This is a genomic window from Klebsiella sp. JN_Kp121, assembly GCF_040062145.1.
GTDB classification, from domain to species: domain Bacteria; phylum Pseudomonadota; class Gammaproteobacteria; order Enterobacterales; family Enterobacteriaceae; genus Klebsiella; species Klebsiella aerogenes.
Genome location: NZ_JBEAHX010000007.1, coordinates 308,074 through 329,666 on the forward strand (window position 1 = coordinate 308,074; position 21,593 = coordinate 329,666).

The following is a 21,593-nucleotide window of genomic DNA, read 5'->3' on the forward strand; positions in this document are numbered from 1 at the left end:
ACCTGAATACCGACAGAGCCGCTATCGCGCCTCGCGTTCGCTGCTCGCAGAACTGCTTTTCATGCTTTATGGTATCGGCGAGCTGCCGGAAATCATCAGCGAACCCAATGGACGGCCCGTATTTCGCGATCCCCACCTTCCCCGCTTTTCCATCTCTTATGCCGGGAATATCGTCGGCGTAGCGCTGACGACCGAAGGTGACTGCGGTCTCGATATGGAACTACAGCATGCCTCGCGTGGCGTCCATCCGCTACATGCAGCCGATCGCTATGTCTTCAATAGCAATGAGAATTTATGGATTAACATCCAGCACGATCCGGATGAAGCCCGCGCCCAACTGGTGGCGCTGCGCCGCAGCGTGCTGAAGCTCACCGGTGAAGCCCCCGTGCGAGTACAGCTGCTGCCGGGGTCTGGTCGCCTGCGTACCGCTGGCACCCAATCGATTGAAGCCATCTGTGATGCTGAAACGTTGCTGGTGTGGTCAATCGCCGTCACCCCGAATATCGGGCCGCTGAAGGTCTGGGAATATGATAGTAAAGAGGGCTGGCGCTGCCTGCCTGATGCGCAAACGCGCGCCAAAGAGACTGACGCGCGCCTGATGCGCTTTACCAGCTTACCGGTAGAAAAAGTATTCTCCCTCAACTGACCGGTTTAGCCGGCCATCATGATGCAAAGGAGCACTCATGTCTGATACGTTGAAAGTTGTTACGTTACTCGGAAGTCTACGCAAAGGTTCTTTTAATGCCATGGTTGCGCGCACGCTGCCGGGCATTGCGCCTGCGGGCATGGAAATCTCCGCGCTGCCGTCGATCGGCGATATCCCGCTGTACGATGCCGATATCCAACAAGAAGAGGGGTTCCCGCAGAGCGTGCAGGCGATCGCGAAACAAATCCGCGAAGCGGACGGCGTGGTGATCGTTACTCCGGAATATAACTACTCGGTACCCGGCGGCCTGAAGAACGCCATCGACTGGCTCTCGCGTCTGCCGGAACAGCCGCTGGCCGGTAAGCCGGTGCTGATCCAGACCAGCTCCATGGGCGCTATCGGCGGGGCGCGCTGCCAGTATCATCTGCGCCAGATTCTGGTATTCCTCGATGCGATGGTCATGAACAAGCCGGAGTTTATGGGCGGTGTGATACAAAACAAAGTCGATCCGCAGGCGGGTGAAGTGGTCGATCAGAGCACGCTGGACCATCTGCGCGGCCAGCTGACCGCCTTTGGCGATTATATTCAGCGGGTTAAAGCATAAAAAAAGCCCGGCAGCGATGCCGGGCCATTTCATCATGCGTGCGGATCAATGCGCATCGATAAAGACAATTTTCAGCACGAACAGCAGCGAAACGATGATCACGCACGGGCTGAGTTCACGCAGACGGCCGGTACCAATCTTCATCACGCAGTAGGAAATAAAGCCCAGGGCGATACCTTCGGTGATCGAGAAGCTGAACGGCATCATCACCGCGGTGATAAACGCCGGTACTGCTTCCGTCAGGTCATCCCACTTCACGCGCGCCAGGCTTGAGGTCATCAGCACGCCAACGTAAATCAGCGCCCCAGCGGCGGCATAGGCCGGAACCATCCCCGCCAGCGGCGACAGGAAGATGACCAGCAGGAACAGGATACCTACGACAACGGCGGTCAGGCCAGTACGCCCGCCAACCGAAACGCCGGAGGAGGATTCGATATAGGCCGTAACCGAAGAGGTGCCAATAAAGGAGCCGGCAACAGACGACACGCTATCGACGAACAACGCCTGCTTCATGCGTGGGAATTTACCCTGCGCATCTGCCAGCCCGGCTTTATCGGTGACGCCAATCAGGGTGCCGGAGGAGTCGAACAGGTTAACCAGCATGAACGAGAAGATCACGCCCGCCAGGCCAAGGTTCAGCGAACCGGCCAGATCGACCTGACCCACAACCGAGGTTACGCTCGGCGGCGCGGAGACGATGCCGGTATAGTGCACATCGCCGAGCATCCAGCCCAACAGGGTGGTGACGACGATGGAGACCAGCACGGCGGCATGAATATTACGCGATGCCAGGATAGCGATAATAAAGAATCCGAGCACGCCCAGCAGCACGCTGTGGGAAGTCAGGTTGCCGATGCTGACCAACGTGTCCTGGTTCGCCACGATAACGCCGGCGTTCTTCAGGCCCATCATGCCGATAAACAGCCCGATACCGCTGGTGATACCCACGCGCAGGCTCACCGGGATATTGGCAATCATCCAGTAGCGTACGCGGAAGAGGGTCAGCAGCAGCAGGCCAACGGCGCCCCAGAAAATCGCGCCCATACCCACCTGCCACGGCAGGCCCATCGCCTGAACTACCACGAAGGCAAAGAAGGCATTCAGACCCATCGCTGGCGCCAGCGCCACCGGCAGATTCGCGAACAGACCCATCAGAATGCTGCCGAAGGCCGCGATCAGACAGGTGGTCACAAAGACAGCGCTGGTATCCATACCCGCCACGCCAAGAATTTGTGGGTTCACGAAGACGATGTAGACCATCGTCAGGAACGTGGTGAAACCGGCGATCGCTTCAGTGCGCACCGTGGTGCCGTGTTCGCGCAGTTTAAATACGCGCTCCAGCAGACCCTGGCCAGAAGACTGGCTGGTTGGTTGTTGACTCATTATCGGTTTCCGAACGTAAAGGAGGGAAAATTCGAGGCTATCCTATACCAAATTACGGCACCAGGCGCGGTTGTATGGTAATTTTTTTCATTTATTTTGCTTATACGGCAACGATTGCGTCGCGGCATTGAGCATTACGAAAACGTTAAACTTGTTAAACTGGAAAGAGTATGACCCAACCACAAGCAGTATTTTTCGATTGTGACGGCACGCTGGTCGATAGCGAGGTGATTTGCTCACGCGCCTATGTTCACATGTTTCAGGAATTCGGTATTACGCTGGATTTAGCCGAAATTTTTAAGCGCTTCAAGGGCGTTAAGCTGTACGAGATTATCGACACCATCAACGCTGAATATGGCGTTAACCTGCAGAAAGAGACTCTGGAGCCGGTGTATCGCGCCGAAGTCGCCCGTCTGTTCGATAGCGAGCTGGAGATCATCCCCGGCGCCGCTGCGCTGCTGGACGCGGTGAAGATCCCCATGTGCGTGGTGTCGAATGGCCCGGTCAGTAAAATGCAGCATTCGCTCGGTAGAACGCAGATGCTACACCACTTCCCAGACCGGCTGTACAGCGGTTACGACATTCAGCGCTGGAAACCCGACCCGGCGCTGATGTTCCATGCGGCAGAGGCCATGCAGGTACAAGTCGAAAACTGTATTCTGGTCGATGATTCCAGCGCGGGAGCCCAATCAGGAATTGCCGCGGGTATGGAAGTCTTTTACTTCTGCGCCGACCCGCACAACCAACCGATCGATCATCCGAAAGTAACGACCTTTACCGATTTAGCTGAGCTGCCGGCATTGTGGAGAGCGCGTGGCTGGGATATTACTCGTTAAGACCCGACGTCGCTACGCTCGGTCGGGCTACGGTTGGTCACAACGGTAGCCCCGCTGGCCAGCGGCTTTTTAGTGCTGCAATTCCGCCGCAGCCGCTTTATCCGCAATAATCACCAACGAAGGGTGCAACTTGAGTACAGAGGCCGGCACCAGTTCGCTGACCGGGCCTTCCACCACCTGCTTTAGCGCTTGCGCCTTTGCCGCGCCGCTGACAATCAGCAGCAGGTTTTTTGCCGCCATCACGCTTTTCGGCCCCATGGTGACATAGCTATCCGGCACCACATTGAAATCGCCCCCCATTTCGCCGTTCGCGACAATGCCAATCAGCTCCCCCTGAATCGGTACTTCGACCGTCTCATCATGAAAACGTGTAGTGTTCGGCAGGTTGCCGCAAAAATGGCCGTCGGCGCCCAGCCCCAGCACGACCAGGTCAAGACCGCCGGCCTCTTCGAGGCGGCGATCGTGTTGAGCCGCGTTCTCCAGCGTCAATTTATGGATGTTGTCTTCTTTGATTTGCGCTGGAGTAAAAAACAGCTGGCGCAGGTTGGAAATCGTCACTCCTTCACGCTGCTGGCCGCGAAAAGGTATCTCATCAAAGTTGTAATAGTGAACCCGATCATAGAATGATTTCCCTTTGATGGCGGCGGTCAAATGCTCATACATGCGCTTCGGCGTACTCCCCGCCGTCACCGCCAGATTCATCCGTCGCGGCACCGTGATATAGCCTAAAAGATGATGGCAGGCGACCAGGCTCATCTCTTCATAATCTTCCGTCACAATCAATTTCATCTCATCTTCCTTTACTGGTTGAGACAGGGGGCGCCATGCCCCCTGACGGTTATTTAAAGAGCTTTTGCACAAACTCGGCATAGGCCGGACGCCAGACGTCCATTTCATGATTCAGGCCGGGATAAGAGTGGTAATCAAATTTGATCTTCTGCTTTTCCAGTTCGCTTTTCAGGCCGGCAATATCTTTGCCAGTGACGGAGTCTTTTTCGCCAACCACCAGCGTAAAGTTACGCAGTTGCTTATTAATGGCGTCAGGGTTATTCAACTGCGCCTCCACGCCAGCATCGGGAACCGTGGTTGTCGTAACCCCGCTAAAGGTGGCAAGCCACCCGAAGCTCTCAAGATGGTTCATCCCGGACACCAGCGCCTGGTAACCGCCCTGCGACAGCCCTGCCAGCGCCCGGCCGTCGGCATCTTTACGCACGTTAAATCGGGAATCGATCAGCGGAATGATGTCATGCATCAATTCGTTGTCTGCGGCTTTCGCATTGAGTGGATAGAAGTTTTTACGCCGCTCCTGCGGCGGGAAGTTTTCCGCGATCGCTTGAGGAATATCGGTTTCGGTATCCGGCACCACCACCAGCATCGGCTTGATTTTGCCCTCCGCCAGCAGGTTATCCATCATTTGCGGGATGCGCCCCTGGTCGATGGCCGACAGACCGCTATCGCCAAAACCGTGGTAGAAGTAGAGCACCGGCAAAGGCTCGCCGCTGCCGTTATAGCCCGGCGGCGTCCAGACGTAGACGCGGCGTTCTGACTTAAGCGCCGTCGAATGGTAGGTGACGGTACGCAGATCGCCGTGCGGGACTGCCCGATCGTCAAGAATGCTGCCGGGCACCAGGATCAGGCTGGTATTCACCTGACGCTGCGGCTTCTGATAACGGCTGCCGGTATCGACAGAACGAAAACCGTCCACGTCGAAGTAGTACTCATAAAGATTGGCGGCCAGGCGATCGCTCTTCCACGTCCATACGCCCTGGGTATCTTTGGTCATGTCATGAGAGACAAAGGTATCCGGCGTCGACCCCGTGACGACGGAAACACGCCTGGCATCGGGGGCAAATAACCGGAAAGTCACACTGTTATCCGTATTCACCTGAGTAATATATTGGCTGACAGGAATGGCGGCATCAGGCATCGTCGGCAGCGGCGCGGCGTGTGCCGTAAATGTGGTGCCAGCCAGCGCCAGGGTGAAGTAGATTGCATGTCGTTTCATCTTGATTCCTTTTACGTTTTTATGAGCAGGCGCTTGCGGCCTTACCACCAAATTTCGGCCTGCGCGCCGAGTGCGAATTGGTCGTTCTTGCCATCTTCAAAAACCGCGGTGGTATTGTTAGCGGCCTTATCCAGGTCGATATCTTCGGCTTTAATATAAGTCGCATAAAAACGGATTTCCGGGCGCGAGGTCAGCATACTGGTATTAACTTTGAAGGTATGGAATAAGGTGGTCTTATAACCGGATTCGTTATATTTCTTGCCCGTCACATCTTTGTTCTGCTGTTTGAAGTAGCCCAATTCAACGCCGGTCTGATTATATTTATTCCAGATATATGCCGGACGAATCACAGCGCGAATAGATTCAAAGTCTGAATGGGCGCCGGTTTCATAGCTATAGACGTCATTACCAAATGAGTAGACGATTGCATTCGCCATAATGACATCATCGCGCAAATAGGTTTCCCCCTGCGAGGTTAAGCGCACGGCGGTGCCGTTGGTATGATCGCCATAATAGCGCCCATTATTGGTGGTATACGGGCTCGAACCGGCATAGCGCGAGAAGCTGCTGGCGATGGAGTTATTCGCCAGTAATAATGAGAACTCGTTAAAGCCGCCGTTATCAAATTTCTGCGTTAACGAAGTTCCCACCATCCAGGTATCTTTCCATTGGTAGTAACCTTCATTCCCCTCTTTATATTTCTCTGATGAGCTTTGATTGGCGGCGACATAGCGCCCGCTCACCATCAGCGAGGCTTTATCCCACAGCGGAATATCTTTGTAACGCACATCCAGGGTATTGGTATTAATTTGCTGCTTATTAGTCAAAGAGCGGTCGTAATCATCAATATCTTCGCGCACCAGCGCGATATCAAATTTACCGGCGCCCACTTTCCAGTTTTCAAGCCCTACGCCAGCTGCCGCATCGGTTCTTTGTGTTTTCCAGTCCAGCATCTGGATCTCGATTTTCGGCGCACCGTGCTTACCGACCCAAAAATCCGCTTCCGGGGCAAACGGCAAAAAGCCTTTGGTGTTGACGTACATATCCGAGAACTGAAGGTAGTTTTCGCCGCCGGCGTTGTCGCCAAACCAGCCGGCAGAATATTGCTGACCCACGTTGCCATCGAGCATCACGATGGCGTCCACACGTTTGTCGCCTTCCTGAAAAACACGCTGTTTAAGCTGTAAATCAAACCAGCCGGAATACTCGTTACCCAAACGGCCAAGCGAGCCGATGGCCCACGATTTTGGCGAGCCGTGCGAGGCACTTCCCCAGCCAGAACGGTAATAGCCGTTATAGCTAAAGCCAATTTCATCTTTCACGAATTTGCTAAAATCTTTCAGCGTCATGGCGCTATAGGCTGGCTCACCGCCCTGCGCCGGCTGTTCATTTTTGACCAGTACCGCGTCTGGCTTAACGGCCGCTTGGGTCACCGTAGGCGCTTTCGCGCTCTGGCTCTTCTGGCTATTTACCGGTTGCGACCAGGCGGCCCAAACCTGGTTTCTTTTTTTCTCCTGATCCTGATATTTCTTGAGTTCTTTTTGCGTGTCCTGAAGCGCTTTTTCCAGAAGCGCCAATCGTTGTTCAACCGTAAGCTGTCCGGCAATAAGATTTGTTGAATAAGAAAGCGGCGCCAGCAAAACCATCGCTGAAGCGATCATATTTCTTCTAATCATAATAATCCCTTATATAAGCATTGGCGTAAATGAAACACGTAACGAATAAATAGCGTTATGTTTTTAATAAACTGCATTAATACCATTCCACGTAACTGCAGCTTTTATTTTCATGCCGAATAAGTGGCAAAAAAAAAACCTGAAGGAGACCATCTGCATTAACAGATAATCCTCTTCAGGTTTTGCCCGCTCATTGCGGTAGCAACCCTTATCAGCAAACCATTCAGCGTCTAAAACAAAAAACCTGACATCGCCACCAGGGGCAATATCAGGTTTTGCCTGCTATCGCAGTAACAATCCATTTTAACTATCTGAGCTTCAGCACTCAGTCAGTGAGAAGGATTGTTACGCGAGAAAATTTAAAACTCAAATAGCCAGAGTATTAATTGTGACGATAATCGCAGCAATATTTCAGAGATGCGCAAAATCATAGTCGATTCTGATAATTTCCTTTACCAGAATCGGCCACCATGATTTTTACTCTTTCGGATCTTTACCCGCGAGCAGTTTATCCAGTTCGTCGCCGCCTACGTGACGGAAATCCTGGCCTTTAACGAAGTAGAAAATATATTCGCAGATATTCTGGCAGCGATCGCCGATACGTTCGATAGAGCGCGCGCAGAATAATGCGGTCAGGACGCTCGGAATAGTACGTGAATCTTCCATCATATAGGTCATCAGTTGACGCACGATGCCTTCATATTCCTGATCGACTTTCTTGTCTTCGCGATAGATACGTACCGCTTCATCAAGATCCATCCGCGCAAAGGCATCCAGCACATCATGCAGCATCTGTACGGTATGGCGGCCCAGCGACTCCAGGCTCACCAGCAGCGGTTGGTGCTGCTGGGAAAACTTCTCCAGCGCGGTACGGCAGATTTTATCCGCCACGTCGCCAATACGTTCCAGCTCGGCGATAGTCTTGATGATCGCCATCACCAGCCGCAGGTCGCTGGCGGTCGGCTGACGTTTAGCGATGATGCGCACGCAGGCCTCGTCGATCGCCACTTCCATCATATTGACCTGCTTGTCGCCATCGATTACGCGCTTCGCCAGATCGCTGTCCTGATTGTGCATCGCGGTGATCGCATCAGAAAGCTGTTGCTCCACCAGCCCACCCATGGTCATTACCTGGGTGCGAATGTACTCCAGTTCTGCGTTGAACTGGCCGGAAATATGTTTATTAAGATTTAAGTTATCCATGATGTCTCCTGATTGCCCATCGGGTTAGCACCTGAAAGCAGAAGGGCAATCAACCGTAGCGGCCAGTAATATAATCTTCAGTTTGCTTCTTAGCGGGCTTGGTAAACAGATCGTCCGTGTTGCTGAATTCAATCAGCTCGCCAAGATACATAAATGCCGTATGGTCGGAACAACGCGCAGCCTGCTGCATGTTGTGGGTAACGATAACGACGGTGTAATCCTGCTTCAGCTCGGTGATAAGTTCCTCGATGCGCCCGGTGGAGATCGGGTCCAGCGCTGAGCAAGGTTCATCGAGCAGCAGCACTTCCGGGCGAATCGCGATACCGCGGGCGATACACAGACGCTGCTGCTGACCACCGGAGAGAGAATACCCGCTCTGGTGCAGTTTATCTTTGGTTTCATTCCATAATGCGGCTTTGGTCAACGCCCACTGCACGCGCTCGTCCATATCGGCGCGCGACAGCTTCTCGAACAGGCGCACGCCGAAGGCGATGTTGTCGTAGATAGACATCGGGAACGGCGTCGGCTTCTGGAATACCATCCCTACTTTCGCGCGCAGCAGCGCGATATCCTGTGTATTAGTGAGAATATTGTCGCCATCGAGCAGAATTTCGCCTTCTGCACGCTGCTCCGGGTACAGCTCAAACATCTTGTTGAACGTACGCAGCAGAGTGGATTTACCGCAGCCTGACGGGCCGATAAACGCCGTCACCTGGTTCTTAGCGATATCCAGGTTGATGTTCTTCAGGGCATGGAATTTGCCGTAGTAGAAGTTCAGGTCACGAACTGAAATTTTACCCGGATTCGCGTTCACCATACTCATCTCAATCTCTTCCTCATTCGGCGCCGCTTAGGCCGCGCCGCAAAAATTAACCGTATTTCTTCTTCGCGAAGACAACGCGCGCCAGAATATTCAGCAGCAAGACGCACAGGGTGATAATCAATACCCCGGCCCATGCCAGTTGCTGCCATTCCGCGAACGGACTCATGGCAAATTTAAAAATGGTCACCGGCAGGTTGGCGATCGGCTGCATCATATCGGTGCTCCAGAACTGGTTGGAGAGCGCGGTGAACAGCAGCGGCGCCGTCTCCCCGGCGATACGGGCAATGGCCAGCAGGATACCGGTCATAATGCCGGATACCGACGCCTTAAGGGTGATCGCGGAAATCATCTTCCACTTCGGCGTCCCCAGCGCATAGGCTGCTTCACGCAGGCTATCCGGCACCAGCTTCAGCATGTTTTCAGTGGTACGAATCACGATTGGCACCTGCAGCAGCGCCAGCGCGATAACGCCCGCCCAGCCGGAGAAGTGCTGCATCTGCGCCACCACGATGGTGTAGACGAACAGCCCCACGACGATAGATGGCGCGGAAAGCAGAATATCGTTAATAAAGCGGATGATTTCCGCCAGTACCGACTTTCTGCCGTACTCCGCCAGATAGATACCGGCCATGATGCCAAGCGGCGTACCAAAAACGGTCGCCCACAGGATCAGCAGGCCGCTGCCCGCCAGGGCGTTCGCCAGACCGCCGCCCGCGGTATTCGGCGGCGGCGTCATTTCGGTAAACAGCGCCAGACTCATGCCGTCGATGCCACGCGTAATGGTCGACATCAGGATCCAGATAAGCCAGAAGAGGCCAAACGCCATGGTCGCCATCGACAGGGTCAGAGCGATACGGTTCTTCAGGCGGCGCTTAGCCTGCATCTTGCGACGGGATTCCGCCAGCGCGGCGGTGGTTTGCAATTCGATCGTTGCCATTAGCGTGCCCCCTCGTTCTTAGCGAGACGCATAATCATGAACTTCGACGCGGCCAGAACGATAAAGGTGATAACGAACAGGATCAGACCCAGTTCCATCAGCGCCGCTACGTGCAGGCCGCTTTCCGCTTCCGCGAATTCATTGGCCAGCGCCGAGGTAATACTGTTGCCCGGCATATACAGTGAAGCGCTGTCGAGCTGATAGGTGTTACCGATAATAAAGGTGACGGCCATGGTTTCACCCAGCGCGCGGCCCAGGCCGAGCATGACGCCGCCAATCACCCCGTTTTTGGTGAACGGCAGCACGATGCGCCAAATTACCTCCCACGTGGTGCAGCCGATCCCATATGCGGACTCTTTCATCATCACCGGCGTCTGCTCGAAGACGTCACGCATTACGGCGGCGATATAAGGAATGATCATGATGGCCAGAATGACGCCGGCCGCCAGGATGCCGATACCGAACGCCGGGCCGGCAAACAGCGCGCCGACAAACGGGATCGTCGAAAGGACGTTGCCGACTGGTTCCTGGAAGTAAGTCGCAAACAGCGGGGCAAAAATAAACAGGCCCCACATGCCGTATACGATACTCGGGATTGCCGCCAGCAGCTCAATAGCGATACCCAGCGGGCGTTTTAGCCAGGCCGGGGAGAGTTCAGTCAGGAACAGCGCGATGCCGAAGCTCACCGGAACGGCGATCAACAACGCGATAATTGAGGTAACCAGAGTCCCGTAAATCGGTACCAGCGCACCGAAGATTTCATTCGGCGCATCCCACTCTTTGGTCCACAAAAAGGAAAAGCCAAATTTCTGAATACTTGGCCATGAAGAGATGATGAGGGAAACGATGATGCCACCCAGCATCAATAGCACAATCAGCGCAGCCAGTTTCACCAGCGCGCTGAAGATCATGTCACCCTTTTTCCCCGGAGGGTTGAATGCCGGCTTGGTTGCAGCCATAGGTTACTCTTTAAGTTCGGGCCCAAAAAGCCAGCATTTTACTGAGCTTACGGGCAAAGGTAATGCTATACCCGAAATAATTCGAGCTGCTGGAAGCTAGCCGGCAGCTCGACATTCCGCGGGTATTAGTACAGCGCTTTACCGCTGCTGTCTTTCACGTTGGTTTTCCATGCGGCGCGAACCTGCTCAACCACGCTGTCCGGCAGACTGGCGTAATCCAGCGCATTCGCTTCTTTGCCGCCGTTTTTGTATGCCCAGTCGAAGAACTTCAGCACTTCCGCGGTATTCTCCGGCTTATTGGAAGCCTTGTGGACGAGGATGAAAGTGGTTGAGGTGATCGGCCATGCATTTTCACCTTTCTGGTTAGTCAGGTCCTGAGCGAAGGACTTGCTCCAGTCGATACCTTTCGCCGCATTAGCGAAGTTATCTTCCGTCGGGCTGACCGGTTTGCCGTCAGCGGACAGCAGTTTGGTGTAGGCCAGGTTATTCTGCTTAGCGTAAGCATACTCGACGTAGCCGATAGCGCCCGGCAGACGCTGAACGAAGGCTGCGATACCGTCGTTGCCTTTACCGCCCAGGCCGGTTGGCCAGTTTACGGTAGAGCCTGCGCCAATTTTAGATTTCCACTCTTCGTTCACTTTCGCCAGATAGCTGGTGAAGACGAAGGAAGTACCGGAACCATCCGCACGGCGAACCACGGCGATGTTCTGAGCCGGCAGCTTCAGGCCAGGGTTGAGTTTAGCGATCGCTTCGTCATCCCATTTTTTGATTTTGCCCAGATAGATGTCGCCGAGGGTTTTACCATCGAGCACCAGCTCGCCGGATTTAACGCCCGGCAGGTTAACCGCCAGCACCACGCCGCCGATAACGGTCGGGAACTGGAACAGGCCTTCCTGCGCCAGTTTGTCATCAGCCAGAGGAGCATCAGAAGCACCGAAATCCACGGTGTTGGCAATAATCTGTTTAACGCCGCCAGAGGAACCGATACCCTGGTAGTTAACTTTATTGCCCGTTTCTTTCTGATAGGTATCAGCCCATTTGGCATACACCGGAGCAGGGAAAGTTGCACCTGCGCCAGTCAGGCTTGCTGCTGCGAAAGCAGAGAAAGCGCTCATCGATAAGGTCGCGGCGACAACTGTTGCGACGGTGGTACGCATAACGTTCATAATGTCTCCTGCTGGGATTCGTAAACCGTTGTTTCGAAGCTATGGTGAGCAAAATAGGACAAACAGGTGACAGTAAAATGTACGAATTATGACAGTTTTATGACATGCCAGGGCAATGTAAGACAAGCCAAAATAAAATAAATTATATCAATGAATTACGATTTTATCTTTTGGTCATATGACAGGAAGATTTGGCTTTTATTACATGATTATGGATAGCGTAAAATCATCTGGCAACGTTGAGATGTTGGGCAACTCACTCCTAAAAAGATGGTTTTTTATAAGCAATGGCGGTAACGCTATCCGCAAACACACAATCAACCGCTGATAGCTGATAAAAAAATCCGGTATCCCTTGCAGAAATACCGGATTATAGCGTCACTCACAAGAGTGTCGGTCCGTACAGCCTGATTACTCTACGGTCACCGATTTCGCCAGGTTACGCGGCTGGTCAACGTCGGTGCCTTTGATCAGCGCAACGTGATAAGCCAGCAGCTGCAGCGGCACGGTGTAGAAGATCGGCGCAATCACCTCTTCGACATGTGGCATCTCGATGATGTGCATGTTGTCGCTGCCGCTGAAACCGGCGTCTCCATCGGCGAAGACGTACAGTTCACCGCCGCGGGCGCGAACTTCTTCAATATTGGATTTTAGTTTTTCCAACAGTTCGTTGTTCGGCGCCACAACGATGACCGGCATTTCGGCATCAATCAGCGCCAGCGGGCCGTGTTTCAGCTCGCCCGCCGCATAAGCTTCAGCATGAATGTAGGAGATCTCTTTCAGCTTCAGCGCCCCTTCCAGCGCGATCGGGTACTGATCGCCGCGGCCAAGGAACAGCGCGTGATGCTTATCGGAGAAACGTTCCGCCAGCTGTTCGATGCGCTTATCCTGCGACAGCATCTGCTCGATACGGTTCGGCAGCGCCTGCAGGCCATGCACGATATCCTGCTCGATAGCCGCATCCTGGCCCTTGAGACGCGCCAGCTTCGCCACCAGCATCAACAGCACGGTCAGCTGAGTGGTAAAGGCTTTGGTCGATGCCACGCCGATTTCGGTACCGGCTTTGGTCATCAACGCCAGGTCAGACTCGCGCACCAGCGAAGAGCCCGGAACGTTGCAGATGGCCAACGAACCCAGATAGCCAAGCTCTTTAGAGAGGCGCAGCGCCGCCAGAGTATCCGCCGTCTCACCGGACTGGGAGAGGGTGATCATCAGGCTGTTGCGGCGCACCGCGGATTTGCGGTAGCGGAATTCCGAAGCAATCTCGACATCGCACGGCACGCCGGCTAACGCTTCGAACCAGTAACGGGAGACCATCCCGGAGTTATACGAGGTTCCGCAGGCAACAATCTGGATATGCTCAACCTGCGACAGCAGCGCGTTGGCATTCGGCCCCAGCTCGCTGAGATCGACCTCGCCATGGCTGATGCGCCCGGTCAGGGTGTTCTTAATCGCGTTCGGCTGCTCATAAATCTCTTTCTGCATATAGTGGCGATAAATCCCCTTATCACCGGCGTCATACTGCAGATTAGATTCGATCTCCTGGCGATTCACTTCCGCGCCGGATTTATCGAAAATCACCACCGTACGACGGGTAACTTCGGCAATATCACCCTCTTCGAGGAAGATAAAGCGGCGGGTCACCGGTAGCAGCGCCAGCTGGTCAGAAGCGATAAAGTTTTCGCCCATGCCCAGGCCAATGACCAGCGGGCTGCCTGAGCGTGCCGCCAGCAGCGTCCCCGGATCGCGGGTATCCATGATCACCGTACCATAGGCGCCGCGCAGCTGCGGGATTGCACGCAGTACGGCTTCACGCAAGGTACCGCCCTGTTCCAGCTCCCAGTGCACCAGATGCGCGATAACTTCGGTATCGGTCTCAGAGACGAAGACATAGCCGCGAGACTGCAGCAGGGCGCGCAGCGGCTCATGGTTCTCGATGATCCCGTTATGGACCACCGCAATATGTTCAGAAACATGCGGATGCGCATTGCTCTCAGACGGCTCGCCGTGCGTCGCCCAGCGGGTATGGGCAATCCCGGTACCGCCGTGTAACGGTTGCTCTTCTACCGCCTGAGCCAGCATCTGAACTTTACCGAGACGACGAACGCGGGTCATATGACCTTCGTTATCGACCACAGCCAGACCGGCAGAGTCATAGCCACGGTATTCCAGACGACGTAAACCTTCGAGAAGGATTTCAGCAATATCACGCTGCGCGACTGCGCCAACAATTCCACACATAGTTAAATTTCCTGATAATGGCGATATGCCATGCGTTGTCGCTGACCTGTATTTGCCCTTTACGGGCGCCCCGAGCCTTGTAGAGAGTGGGGTTATTTTTATGGTACTGCCTGCGGACGGGGACCTATATTGATCCTCTCATCCTGGTTTGCCGGGCGATCTCTCACCCGGCGACAATCTAATCACTACTTTTTCTTCACCGGTCGCTGCCAGCCCTGTTTGTGGACCTGCGGCACGCGACTTAGCACCAGTTCGTTGTCAGCTATATTACGCGTGACGGTGGTGCCCGCGGCAATCGTCACGCCATTACCGACGCTGACCGGCGCGACCAGTTGCGTATCAGAACCGACAAACACATCATCGCCGATGATCGTTTTATGCTTATTTGCGCCATCATAGTTACAGGTGATAGTACCCGCGCCGATATTAACGTTGTCGCCAATTTCAGCATCGCCGAGGTAGGAGAGGTGTCCTGCCTTCGAACCTTTGCCCAGACGCGCTTTCTTCATTTCGACAAAGTTGCCGACGTGAGCGCCTTCCAACAGCTCAGCCCCCGGACGCAGACGCGCAAACGGGCCGATGGTGCAGGCGGCCTGCAGCTGCGCATCTTCAACCACGCTATACGGGCTGATTTCGCAGTCATCACCGATGACGCTGTCTTTGATGACGCAGCCGGCGCCGATCTTCACGCGATCGCCCAGCACGACATGACCTTGCAGAATAACGTTAGTATCAATTTCGACATCGCGCCCGTGTTTCAGCACGCCGCGCAGATCGAAACGCGCCGGATCGCGCAGCATCACGCCCGCCAACAGCAGTTTTTCCGCCTGCTCTGACTGATACACTCTTTCCAGACGCGCAAGTTGCAGGCGATTGTTCACCCCTTCAACTTCGCTCAGGCGCTGAGGATGCACCGCAACGATCTCATGACCTTCCTGATGGGCCATCGCGATAATATCGGTGATGTAGTATTCGCCCTGGGCGTTATTGTTAGTGAGCTTCGCCAGCCAGCGTTTCAGGTCCGCGCCGTTAGCAACCAGAATCCCGGTATTGATTTCCTGAATCTGGCGCTGAGCTTCGCTGGCGTCTTTATGCTCAACGATACCTGTCACCTGGCCATTTTCACGCGTGATGCGCCCATAACCGGTTGGATCATCCAGCTTCACCGTCAACAGGCCGATACCGCCCTGCGGTTTTGCGGCGCGCAGGCGCTGTAGCGTTTCAACCGAAATCAGCGGCACATCGCCATAGAGCATCAAGATATCTTCATCATCATTGAAGAACGGCGCCGCCTGCTGCATCGCATGGCCGGTACCGAGCTGCTCTGCTTGCAGCACCCAGTTGAGGTTATCTTCATGCAGCGTTTGACGCAGCAGATCGCCGCCGTGGCCGTACACCAGGTGTACCGCGGCAGCGCCTAAATCTTTAGCCGCATCAATGACGTGTTGCACCATTGGCTTCCCGGCCAGAGTATGCAGCACCTTAGGAAGATCGGAATACATGCGGGTCCCTTTGCCTGCGGCAAGGATAACCACGCTCATCGCACTGTTTGACATACGCATCCTGACAGCTGTTAGAACGAAAAGTAAAAGCCTTTCACGTTGAAATTGCTACATATTTTTCATCATGAAACGAGACGCGGAGAAAACGTCCAGGCTCAATGCTATACACCATTTTAGGGCGCTATTTTTAACCATCGTAAAACAGTTTAACGCTGAAAAACGATGATAGTGAGGGGAAAGGCCTTCTATCTCACTGCTTTTGCTGTTTTTTTGTCACCTGAATAAAGCAGTGTTTACCGTTGTCGCTGATAAACCGTAAGTTTATAACCTGACAGAATTTTAGCCTGTCCCGGGCGGGAAAGGTCAATGAGTTTGGGCTGGAAAGTGGTTAAAGAGAGGCATAAAAAGCAAAGAGGCCACCCTCGGGTGACCTCTTTTCCGTTGTTTCACATCGCATGTGTTGTCGTTTTGATGAGCGATAGTGCGTGAAAGCAGGACGGTAGCGCGGCGATCAGAAGCTCAGGGCGCTAAATTTGGCGATGATTTTGTGGAACAGTTTCATGATGATTTCCAGATTGCAGGTGCGGTTTGATAGTGTTTTTTGTGATTTGCATCACAAAAATCAGTCTACGCTTCATCATTTAACTAATCAATAACAATTAAGGGGGAGTGTGTTTTGTCCGACGTCACCGCTGTCGTATTAAGCATAAAAAAAGCCAGTCTGTTTCCAGACTGGCTTTTAGCTTTCAAGCCGGTGTTACATCGCTTTTTTGGTCAATTCGATAACGCGCAGTTTAGCGATCGCTTTGGCCAGTTCCGCGGACGCCTGAGCGTAATCCACGTCGCCGTGAGAGCTCTTGATGTGCTCTTCCGCTTTACGTTTCGCTTCCAGGGCTCGCGCTTCGTCGAGATCCTGACCACGAATTGCCGTATCGGCCAGAACGATCACGTTGCCCGGTTGCACTTCAAGAATGCCGCCGGACAGATAGATAAACTCTTCGTGACCGAACTGTTTAACGATGCGAATCATACCAGGCTTAATGGCGGTGAGCAGCGGCGCGTGACCCGGGAAAATACCCAGCTCACCTTCGCTACCCGTTACCTGGATTTTCTCGACCAGGCCAGAGAACATCTGTTTCTCTGCGCTGACGACATCCAGGTGGTAAGTCATTGCCATATCACCCTCCGATTAAGGCGTTAAAGTTTTTTGGCTTTTTCCACGGCTTCTTCGATGGAACCGACCATGTAGAACGCCTGCTCCGGCAGGTGATCGTATTCGCCTTCCATGATGCCTTTAAAGCCACGGATGGTGTCTTTCAGCGAAACGTATTTGCCCGGGGAACCGGTAAATACTTCTGCTACGAAGAACGGCTGGGACAGGAAGCGCTGGATCTTACGAGCGCGAGCTACCACCAGTTTATCTTCTTCAGACAGTTCATCCATACCCAGGATGGCGATGATGTCTTTCAGTTCCTGATAACGCTGCAGCAGGGACTGTACGCCACGCGCGGTGTCGTAGTGTTCCTGACCAACAACCAGCGGATCCAGCTGACGGCTGGTGGAATCCAGCGGGTCAACGGCCGGGTAGATACCCAGAGACGCGATCTGACGGCTCAGTACCACGGTTGCGTCAAGGTGCGCAAAGGTGGTTGCTGGGGATGGGTCAGTCAAGTCATCCGCAGGTACGTATACCGCCTGAACGGAGGTGATAGAACCGGTTTTGGTGGAGGTGATACGTTCCTGCAGAACGCCCATCTCTTCCGCCAGAGTCGGCTGATAACCTACCGCTGAAGGCATACGGCCCAGCAGTGCAGATACTTCAGTACCGGCCAGGGTGTAACGATAGATGTTATCGACGAACAGCAGAACGTCACGACCTTCGTCACGGAATTTCTCAGCCATGGTCAGGCCGGTCAGCGCAACGCGCAGACGGTTTCCCGGCGGCTCGTTCATCTGGCCGTAAACCAGGGATACTTTATCCAGAACGTTGGAGTCGGTCATTTCGTGATAGAAGTCGTTACCCTCACGAGTACGCTCACCAACGCCCGCAAACACGGAGTAACCGGAGTGCTCGATCGCGATGTTACGGATCAGCTCCATCATGTTTACGGTTTTACCTACACCCGCACCACCGAACAGACCAACTTTACCGCCCTTAGCGAACGGACACATCAAGTCGATAACTTTGATGCCGGTTTCCAGCAGTTCCTGAGAGCTGGACAGCTCTTCATAGGAAGGCGCCGCGCGGTGGATAGCCCAACGTTCTTCTTCGCCGATGTCGCCTTTCATGTCGATCGGCTGACCCAGGACGTTCATGATACGGCCCAGAGTCGCTTTACCTACCGGGACTTCGATCGGGTGCTCGAGGTCTTTAACTTCCAGACCACGACGCAGACCGTCGGAAGAACCCATGGCGATAGCACGAACTACGCCACCGCCGAGCTGCTGCTGAACTTCCAGCACCAGGCTCTCATTACCATTCTGTACCTCAAGGGCATCGTACACGCGTGGTACGGCATCCTGAGGGAACTCGACGTCGACCACGGCGCCGATTACCTGGACAATCTTTCCAGTAGCCATCTTAAATCCTCTACGAAATAACCTGGTTAAACCGCGGCGGCCCCCGAGACGATCTCGGTGAGTTCCTGAGTAATGCTGGCCTGACGAGCTTTGTTGTATACCAACTGCAGCTCTTTAATCAGGCTGCCGCCATTATCGGTCGCGGCTTTCATCGCCACCATACGGGCGGCCTGCTCGCTGGCCAGGTTTTCTACCACGCCCTGATAAACCTGAGATTCCACATAACGACGCAGGAGGGTATCCAGCAGCGCTTTCGGATCGGGCTCATACAGGTAATCCCAGGACTTACGTTTCAGATCATCATCTTCTGAAGCCGGTAACGGCAGCAGTTGAGTGATGGTCGGAGCCTGAGACATGGTGTTAATAAATTTGTTGCTGACAACGTAAAGCTTGTCCAGACGGCCTTCATCGTAGGCCTGCAACATCACTTTTACCGGGCCGATCAGTTCGGACAGGGACGGGTTATCACCCATACCGGTCACCTGGGCCACAATATTGCCGCCCACGGAGTTAAAGAAAGACACGCCTTTAGAGCCGATCATTGCGAGGTCGCACTGAACGCCTTTATCGGACCATGCTTTCATATCCGCCAGCAGTTTTTTGAACAGGTTAATGTTCAAGCCACCGCACAGACCACGGTCGGTCGACACCACCAGGTAGCCCACGCGTTTAACGTCGCGTTCTTCCAGGTACGGGTGCTTATATTCCAGATTACCGTTCGCAAGGTGACCAATCACTTTGCGCATAGTATCTGCATATGGACGGCTGGCCGCCATGCGATCCTGCGTTTTACGCATTTTGGAGGCGGCGACCATCTCCATCGCTTTGGTGATCTTTTGCGTGTTCTGGACGCTTGCGATCTTACTACGTATCTCTTTTGCGCCGGCCATGAGCTTCTCCTCAATGCCTTGCGGCCTGCCCTAAGGCAAGCCGCCAGACTTTACCAGGACTGGGTTGCTTTGAAGGAGTCGAGGATGCCTTTCAGCTTGCCTTCGATCTCGTCGTTATAGCCACCGGTCTGGTTAATCTCTTGCATCAGCGGAGCGTGGTCACGGTCAACGTAAGCCAGCAGAGCGGCTTCGAAGCTACCGATTTTCGCCAGTTCCACATCTTCGAGGTAACCGCGTTCAGCAGCGAACAGTACCAGGCCCTGCTGTGCTACAGACATAGGGGCATACTGTTTCTGTTTCAGCAGTTCGGTCACTTTCTGACCGTGGCTCAGCTGCTTACGAGTCGCTTCGTCCAGATCGGATGCGAACTGAGAGAACGCAGCCAGTTCACGATACTGCGCCAGCGCGGTACGGATACCACCGGACAGTTTCTTGATGATCTTGGTCTGAGCAGCACCACCAACACGGGATACGGAGATACCCGGGTTAACCGCCGGACGAATACCGGAGTTGAACAGGTTGGTTTCCAGGAAGATCTGACCATCGGTAATGGAAATTACGTTGGTCGGAACGAATGCGGAAACGTCACCCGCTTGCGTCTCGATAATCGGCAGCGCAGTCAGGGAGCCGGTTTTACCTTTAACTTCACCATTGGTGAACTTCTCAACGTATTCCGCGTTAACGCGGGATGCGCGCTCCAGCAGACGGGAGTGGAGGTAGAACACGTCGCCCGGGAATGCTTCACGTCCTGGCGGACGACGGAGCAGCAGGGAAACCTGACGGTAAGCAACAGCCTGTTTAGACAGGTCATCGTAAACGATCAGCGCATCTTCACCGCGGTCGCGGAAGTATTCGCCCATTGCGCAACCGGCATACGGCGCCAGGTATTGCAGCGCAGCAGATTCAGAAGCGGTCGCCACAACAACGATAGTGTTGGACAGCGCGCCGTGCTCTTCCAGTTTACGCACCACGTTAGAGATGGTGGACGCTTTCTGGCCGATAGCTACGTATACGCATTTGATGCCGGAATCACGCTGGTTGATGATCGCATCGATTGCCATCGCGGTTTTACCGGTCTGACGGTCACCGATGATCAGCTCACGCTGGCCACGGCCGATTGGAATCATGGCATCAACAGATTTGTAACCGGTCTGTACCGGCTGGTCTACGGATTGACGATCGATAACGCCCGGAGCGATAACTTCGATTGGCGAGAAACCATCGTGCTCAACAGGACCTTTACCGTCAATTGGCGCACCCAGGGTGTTCACTACGCGGCCTAACAGACCACGACCGACCGGAACTTCCAGAATACGGCCAGTACACTTAACCTTCATGCCTTCGGCGAGGTCAGCATACGGACCCATCACAACCGCACCAACGGAGTCGCGCTCCAGGTTCAGTGCGATAGCGTAACGGTTACCCGGCAGGGAGATCATTTCACCCTGCATACAATCGGCCAGGCCGTGGATGCGGATAACACCGTCACTTACAGAAACAATAGTACCTTCGTTGTGAGCTTCACTCACAACATTGAACTGAGCAATGCGCTGCTTGATCAGTTCGCTGATTTCGGTGGAATTCAGTTGCATGCTCCAGTCCCCTTAAGACTGCAAGACGTCTGCCAGGCGATCAAGACGGCCGCGTACGCTACCATCAATGACCATATCACCCGAGCGGATGATAACTCCTGCCATAACAGACTTATCGATTTTGCAATTCAGCTTAACTTTGCGTGACAGACGCTTTTCCATCGCGCCGGAGATCTTCGCAAGCTGTTCTTCACTCAGTTGGTTGGCAGAAATAACATCTACCTCTGCGATGGCCTCGCTGGCCGCACGCAGGTGAATGAACTGCTCAAGAACATCCGGGAGCACCTTCAGACGACCATTTTCAGCCATCACCCGAATCAGGTTCTGACCGTTTTCGTCAAGTTGCTCGCCGCAGATAGCGATAAACGCATCTGAGAGCGTTTCCGGCGCCAGGGCACCGGAGAGAAGCTCTGCCATTTGTTCGTTTTTAGTCACTTCAGCGGCAAACGCCAGCATATCCTGCCAGCGCTCAACACTTTTGTGTTCGACGGCAAAGTCAAAAGCTGCTTTGGCGTAGGGGCGAGCTACCGTTACAAATTCAGACATCAGC

The 21,593-nt window shown here is 54.0% G+C and carries 19 protein-coding genes; 3 read left to right on the top strand and 16 right to left on the bottom strand.

Annotated features, from left to right (window positions below; all coding sequences use genetic code 11):
- Nucleotides 1-61 precede the first annotated feature (61 nt).
- Nucleotides 62-646 carry a hypothetical protein gene (locus tag ABLU86_RS12910; RefSeq protein ID WP_162378695.1) on the top strand — a complete coding sequence of 195 codons (585 nt, stop codon included), beginning with the start codon at nt 62-64 and terminating at the stop codon, nt 644-646.
- Between the two features lie 37 nt (nt 647-683).
- Entirely contained in the window at nt 684-1,250 is a 567-nt protein-coding gene (locus ABLU86_RS12915) for an NADPH-dependent FMN reductase (protein ID WP_015369022.1), read from the top strand.
- Nucleotides 1,251-1,295: 45 nt separating this feature from the next.
- Here the strand turns inward: ABLU86_RS12915 and ABLU86_RS12920 are convergent, their stop codons facing one another.
- Nucleotides 1,296-2,633, bottom strand: coding sequence for an NCS2 family permease (locus ABLU86_RS12920; RefSeq protein WP_015369021.1), 1,338 nt, complete (start codon nt 2,631-2,633; stop codon nt 1,296-1,298).
- A 170-nt stretch (nt 2,634-2,803) separates the two neighbouring features.
- Between ABLU86_RS12920 and yieH the strand changes: the two genes are divergently transcribed.
- Entirely contained in the window at nt 2,804-3,469 is a 666-nt protein-coding gene (gene yieH / locus ABLU86_RS12925) for a 6-phosphogluconate phosphatase (RefSeq protein ID WP_015369020.1), read from the top strand.
- A 69-nt stretch (nt 3,470-3,538) separates the two neighbouring features.
- On the opposite strand, the gene ABLU86_RS12930 is transcribed toward yieH, so the two are convergent.
- The 15 genes from ABLU86_RS12930 to atpH all read right to left on the bottom strand — a co-directional run bounded on the left by ABLU86_RS12930 (nt 3,539) and on the right by atpH (nt 21,589).
- Nucleotides 3,539-4,258 (bottom strand): glucosamine-6-phosphate deaminase, encoded by a 720-nt coding sequence (locus ABLU86_RS12930; protein WP_032715364.1) that lies wholly within the window; start codon nt 4,256-4,258, stop codon nt 3,539-3,541.
- A 49-nt stretch (nt 4,259-4,307) separates the two neighbouring features.
- On the bottom strand, nt 4,308-5,474 hold the full coding sequence (locus ABLU86_RS12935) for an alpha/beta hydrolase-fold protein (RefSeq protein WP_163388967.1): 1,167 nt from the start codon (nt 5,472-5,474) through the stop codon (nt 4,308-4,310).
- A gap of 41 nt (nt 5,475-5,515) precedes the next feature.
- Nucleotides 5,516-7,150, bottom strand: coding sequence for a carbohydrate porin (locus ABLU86_RS12940; protein WP_163366374.1), 1,635 nt, complete (start codon nt 7,148-7,150; stop codon nt 5,516-5,518).
- Nucleotides 7,151-7,627: 477 nt separating this feature from the next.
- On the bottom strand, nt 7,628-8,353 hold the full coding sequence (gene phoU / locus ABLU86_RS12945) for a phosphate signaling complex protein PhoU (RefSeq protein ID WP_004145007.1): 726 nt from the start codon (nt 8,351-8,353) through the stop codon (nt 7,628-7,630).
- 49 nt (nt 8,354-8,402) lie between these two features.
- The gene (gene pstB / locus ABLU86_RS12950; RefSeq protein WP_015369015.1) at nt 8,403-9,176 is read right to left on the bottom strand and encodes a phosphate ABC transporter ATP-binding protein PstB; all 774 of its coding nucleotides are present in this window, start codon (nt 9,174-9,176) and stop codon (nt 8,403-8,405) included.
- Between the two features lie 46 nt (nt 9,177-9,222).
- Nucleotides 9,223-10,113, bottom strand: a complete 891-nt coding sequence (pstA, locus tag ABLU86_RS12955; RefSeq protein WP_348796298.1) for a phosphate ABC transporter permease PstA — start codon at nt 10,111-10,113, stop codon at nt 9,223-9,225.
- Nucleotides 10,113-11,072 (bottom strand): phosphate ABC transporter permease PstC, encoded by a 960-nt coding sequence (gene pstC, locus ABLU86_RS12960; RefSeq protein WP_015703914.1) that lies wholly within the window; start codon nt 11,070-11,072, stop codon nt 10,113-10,115. The genes pstA and pstC overlap by 1 nt, the downstream gene beginning before the upstream one ends.
- A 125-nt stretch (nt 11,073-11,197) precedes the next feature.
- On the bottom strand, nt 11,198-12,238 hold the full coding sequence (gene pstS, locus ABLU86_RS12965; protein ID WP_015369012.1) for a phosphate ABC transporter substrate-binding protein PstS: 1,041 nt from the start codon (nt 12,236-12,238) through the stop codon (nt 11,198-11,200).
- Nucleotides 12,239-12,649: 411 nt separating this feature from the next.
- Nucleotides 12,650-14,479 carry a glutamine--fructose-6-phosphate transaminase (isomerizing) gene (gene glmS / locus ABLU86_RS12970; protein ID WP_015703916.1) on the bottom strand — a complete coding sequence of 610 codons (1,830 nt, stop codon included), beginning with the start codon at nt 14,477-14,479 and terminating at the stop codon, nt 12,650-12,652.
- Between the two features lie 185 nt (nt 14,480-14,664).
- Nucleotides 14,665-16,035: a bifunctional UDP-N-acetylglucosamine diphosphorylase/glucosamine-1-phosphate N-acetyltransferase GlmU gene (gene glmU, locus ABLU86_RS12975; RefSeq protein WP_015369010.1), complete on the bottom strand. Its 1,371-nt coding sequence runs from the start codon at nt 16,033-16,035 to the stop codon at nt 14,665-14,667.
- A 703-nt stretch (nt 16,036-16,738) separates the two neighbouring features.
- Nucleotides 16,739-17,158, bottom strand: coding sequence for a F0F1 ATP synthase subunit epsilon (locus ABLU86_RS12980; RefSeq protein WP_015703917.1), 420 nt, complete (start codon nt 17,156-17,158; stop codon nt 16,739-16,741).
- Between the two features lie 20 nt (nt 17,159-17,178).
- Nucleotides 17,179-18,561, bottom strand: a complete 1,383-nt coding sequence (atpD, locus tag ABLU86_RS12985) for a F0F1 ATP synthase subunit beta (protein ID WP_015369008.1) — start codon at nt 18,559-18,561, stop codon at nt 17,179-17,181.
- Nucleotides 18,562-18,587: 26 nt separating this feature from the next.
- Nucleotides 18,588-19,451 (bottom strand): F0F1 ATP synthase subunit gamma, encoded by an 864-nt coding sequence (gene atpG, locus ABLU86_RS12990; protein ID WP_015369007.1) that lies wholly within the window; start codon nt 19,449-19,451, stop codon nt 18,588-18,590.
- Between the two features lie 50 nt (nt 19,452-19,501).
- On the bottom strand, nt 19,502-21,043 hold the full coding sequence (atpA, locus tag ABLU86_RS12995; protein ID WP_015369006.1) for a F0F1 ATP synthase subunit alpha: 1,542 nt from the start codon (nt 21,041-21,043) through the stop codon (nt 19,502-19,504).
- A 12-nt stretch (nt 21,044-21,055) separates the two neighbouring features.
- On the bottom strand, nt 21,056-21,589 hold the full coding sequence (atpH, locus tag ABLU86_RS13000) for a F0F1 ATP synthase subunit delta (protein WP_015369005.1): 534 nt from the start codon (nt 21,587-21,589) through the stop codon (nt 21,056-21,058).
- Between the last annotated feature and the right edge of the window lie 4 nt (nt 21,590-21,593).

Coding starts and splice junctions, on each gene's coding strand:
- ABLU86_RS12980 (WP_015703917.1), bottom strand. CDS start 17,158: ATGGCAATGACTTACCACCTGGATGTCGTCAGCGCAGAGAAACAGATG.
- ABLU86_RS12910 (WP_162378695.1), top strand. CDS start 62: ATGCTTTATGGTATCGGCGAGCTGCCGGAAATCATCAGCGAACCCAAT.
- pstA (WP_348796298.1), bottom strand. CDS start 10,113: ATGGCAACGATCGAATTGCAAACCACCGCCGCGCTGGCGGAATCCCGT.
- ABLU86_RS12920 (WP_015369021.1), bottom strand. CDS start 2,633: ATGAGTCAACAACCAACCAGCCAGTCTTCTGGCCAGGGTCTGCTGGAG.
- ABLU86_RS12915 (WP_015369022.1), top strand. CDS start 684: ATGTCTGATACGTTGAAAGTTGTTACGTTACTCGGAAGTCTACGCAAA.
- pstC (WP_015703914.1), bottom strand. CDS start 11,072: ATGGCTGCAACCAAGCCGGCATTCAACCCTCCGGGGAAAAAGGGTGAC.
- phoU (WP_004145007.1), bottom strand. CDS start 8,353: ATGGATAACTTAAATCTTAATAAACATATTTCCGGCCAGTTCAACGCA.
- yieH (WP_015369020.1), top strand. CDS start 2,804: ATGACCCAACCACAAGCAGTATTTTTCGATTGTGACGGCACGCTGGTC.
- ABLU86_RS12930 (WP_032715364.1), bottom strand. CDS start 4,258: ATGAAATTGATTGTGACGGAAGATTATGAAGAGATGAGCCTGGTCGCC.
- glmS (WP_015703916.1), bottom strand. CDS start 14,479: ATGTGTGGAATTGTTGGCGCAGTCGCGCAGCGTGATATTGCTGAAATC.
- ABLU86_RS12940 (WP_163366374.1), bottom strand. CDS start 7,150: ATGATTAGAAGAAATATGATCGCTTCAGCGATGGTTTTGCTGGCGCCG.
- atpH (WP_015369005.1), bottom strand. CDS start 21,589: ATGTCTGAATTTGTAACGGTAGCTCGCCCCTACGCCAAAGCAGCTTTT.
- pstS (WP_015369012.1), bottom strand. CDS start 12,238: ATGAACGTTATGCGTACCACCGTCGCAACAGTTGTCGCCGCGACCTTA.
- ABLU86_RS12935 (WP_163388967.1), bottom strand. CDS start 5,474: ATGAAACGACATGCAATCTACTTCACCCTGGCGCTGGCTGGCACCACA.
- atpD (WP_015369008.1), bottom strand. CDS start 18,561: ATGGCTACTGGAAAGATTGTCCAGGTAATCGGCGCCGTGGTCGACGTC.
- pstB (WP_015369015.1), bottom strand. CDS start 9,176: ATGAGTATGGTGAACGCGAATCCGGGTAAAATTTCAGTTCGTGACCTG.
- atpG (WP_015369007.1), bottom strand. CDS start 19,451: ATGGCCGGCGCAAAAGAGATACGTAGTAAGATCGCAAGCGTCCAGAAC.
- atpA (WP_015369006.1), bottom strand. CDS start 21,043: ATGCAACTGAATTCCACCGAAATCAGCGAACTGATCAAGCAGCGCATT.
- glmU (WP_015369010.1), bottom strand. CDS start 16,035: ATGTCAAACAGTGCGATGAGCGTGGTTATCCTTGCCGCAGGCAAAGGG.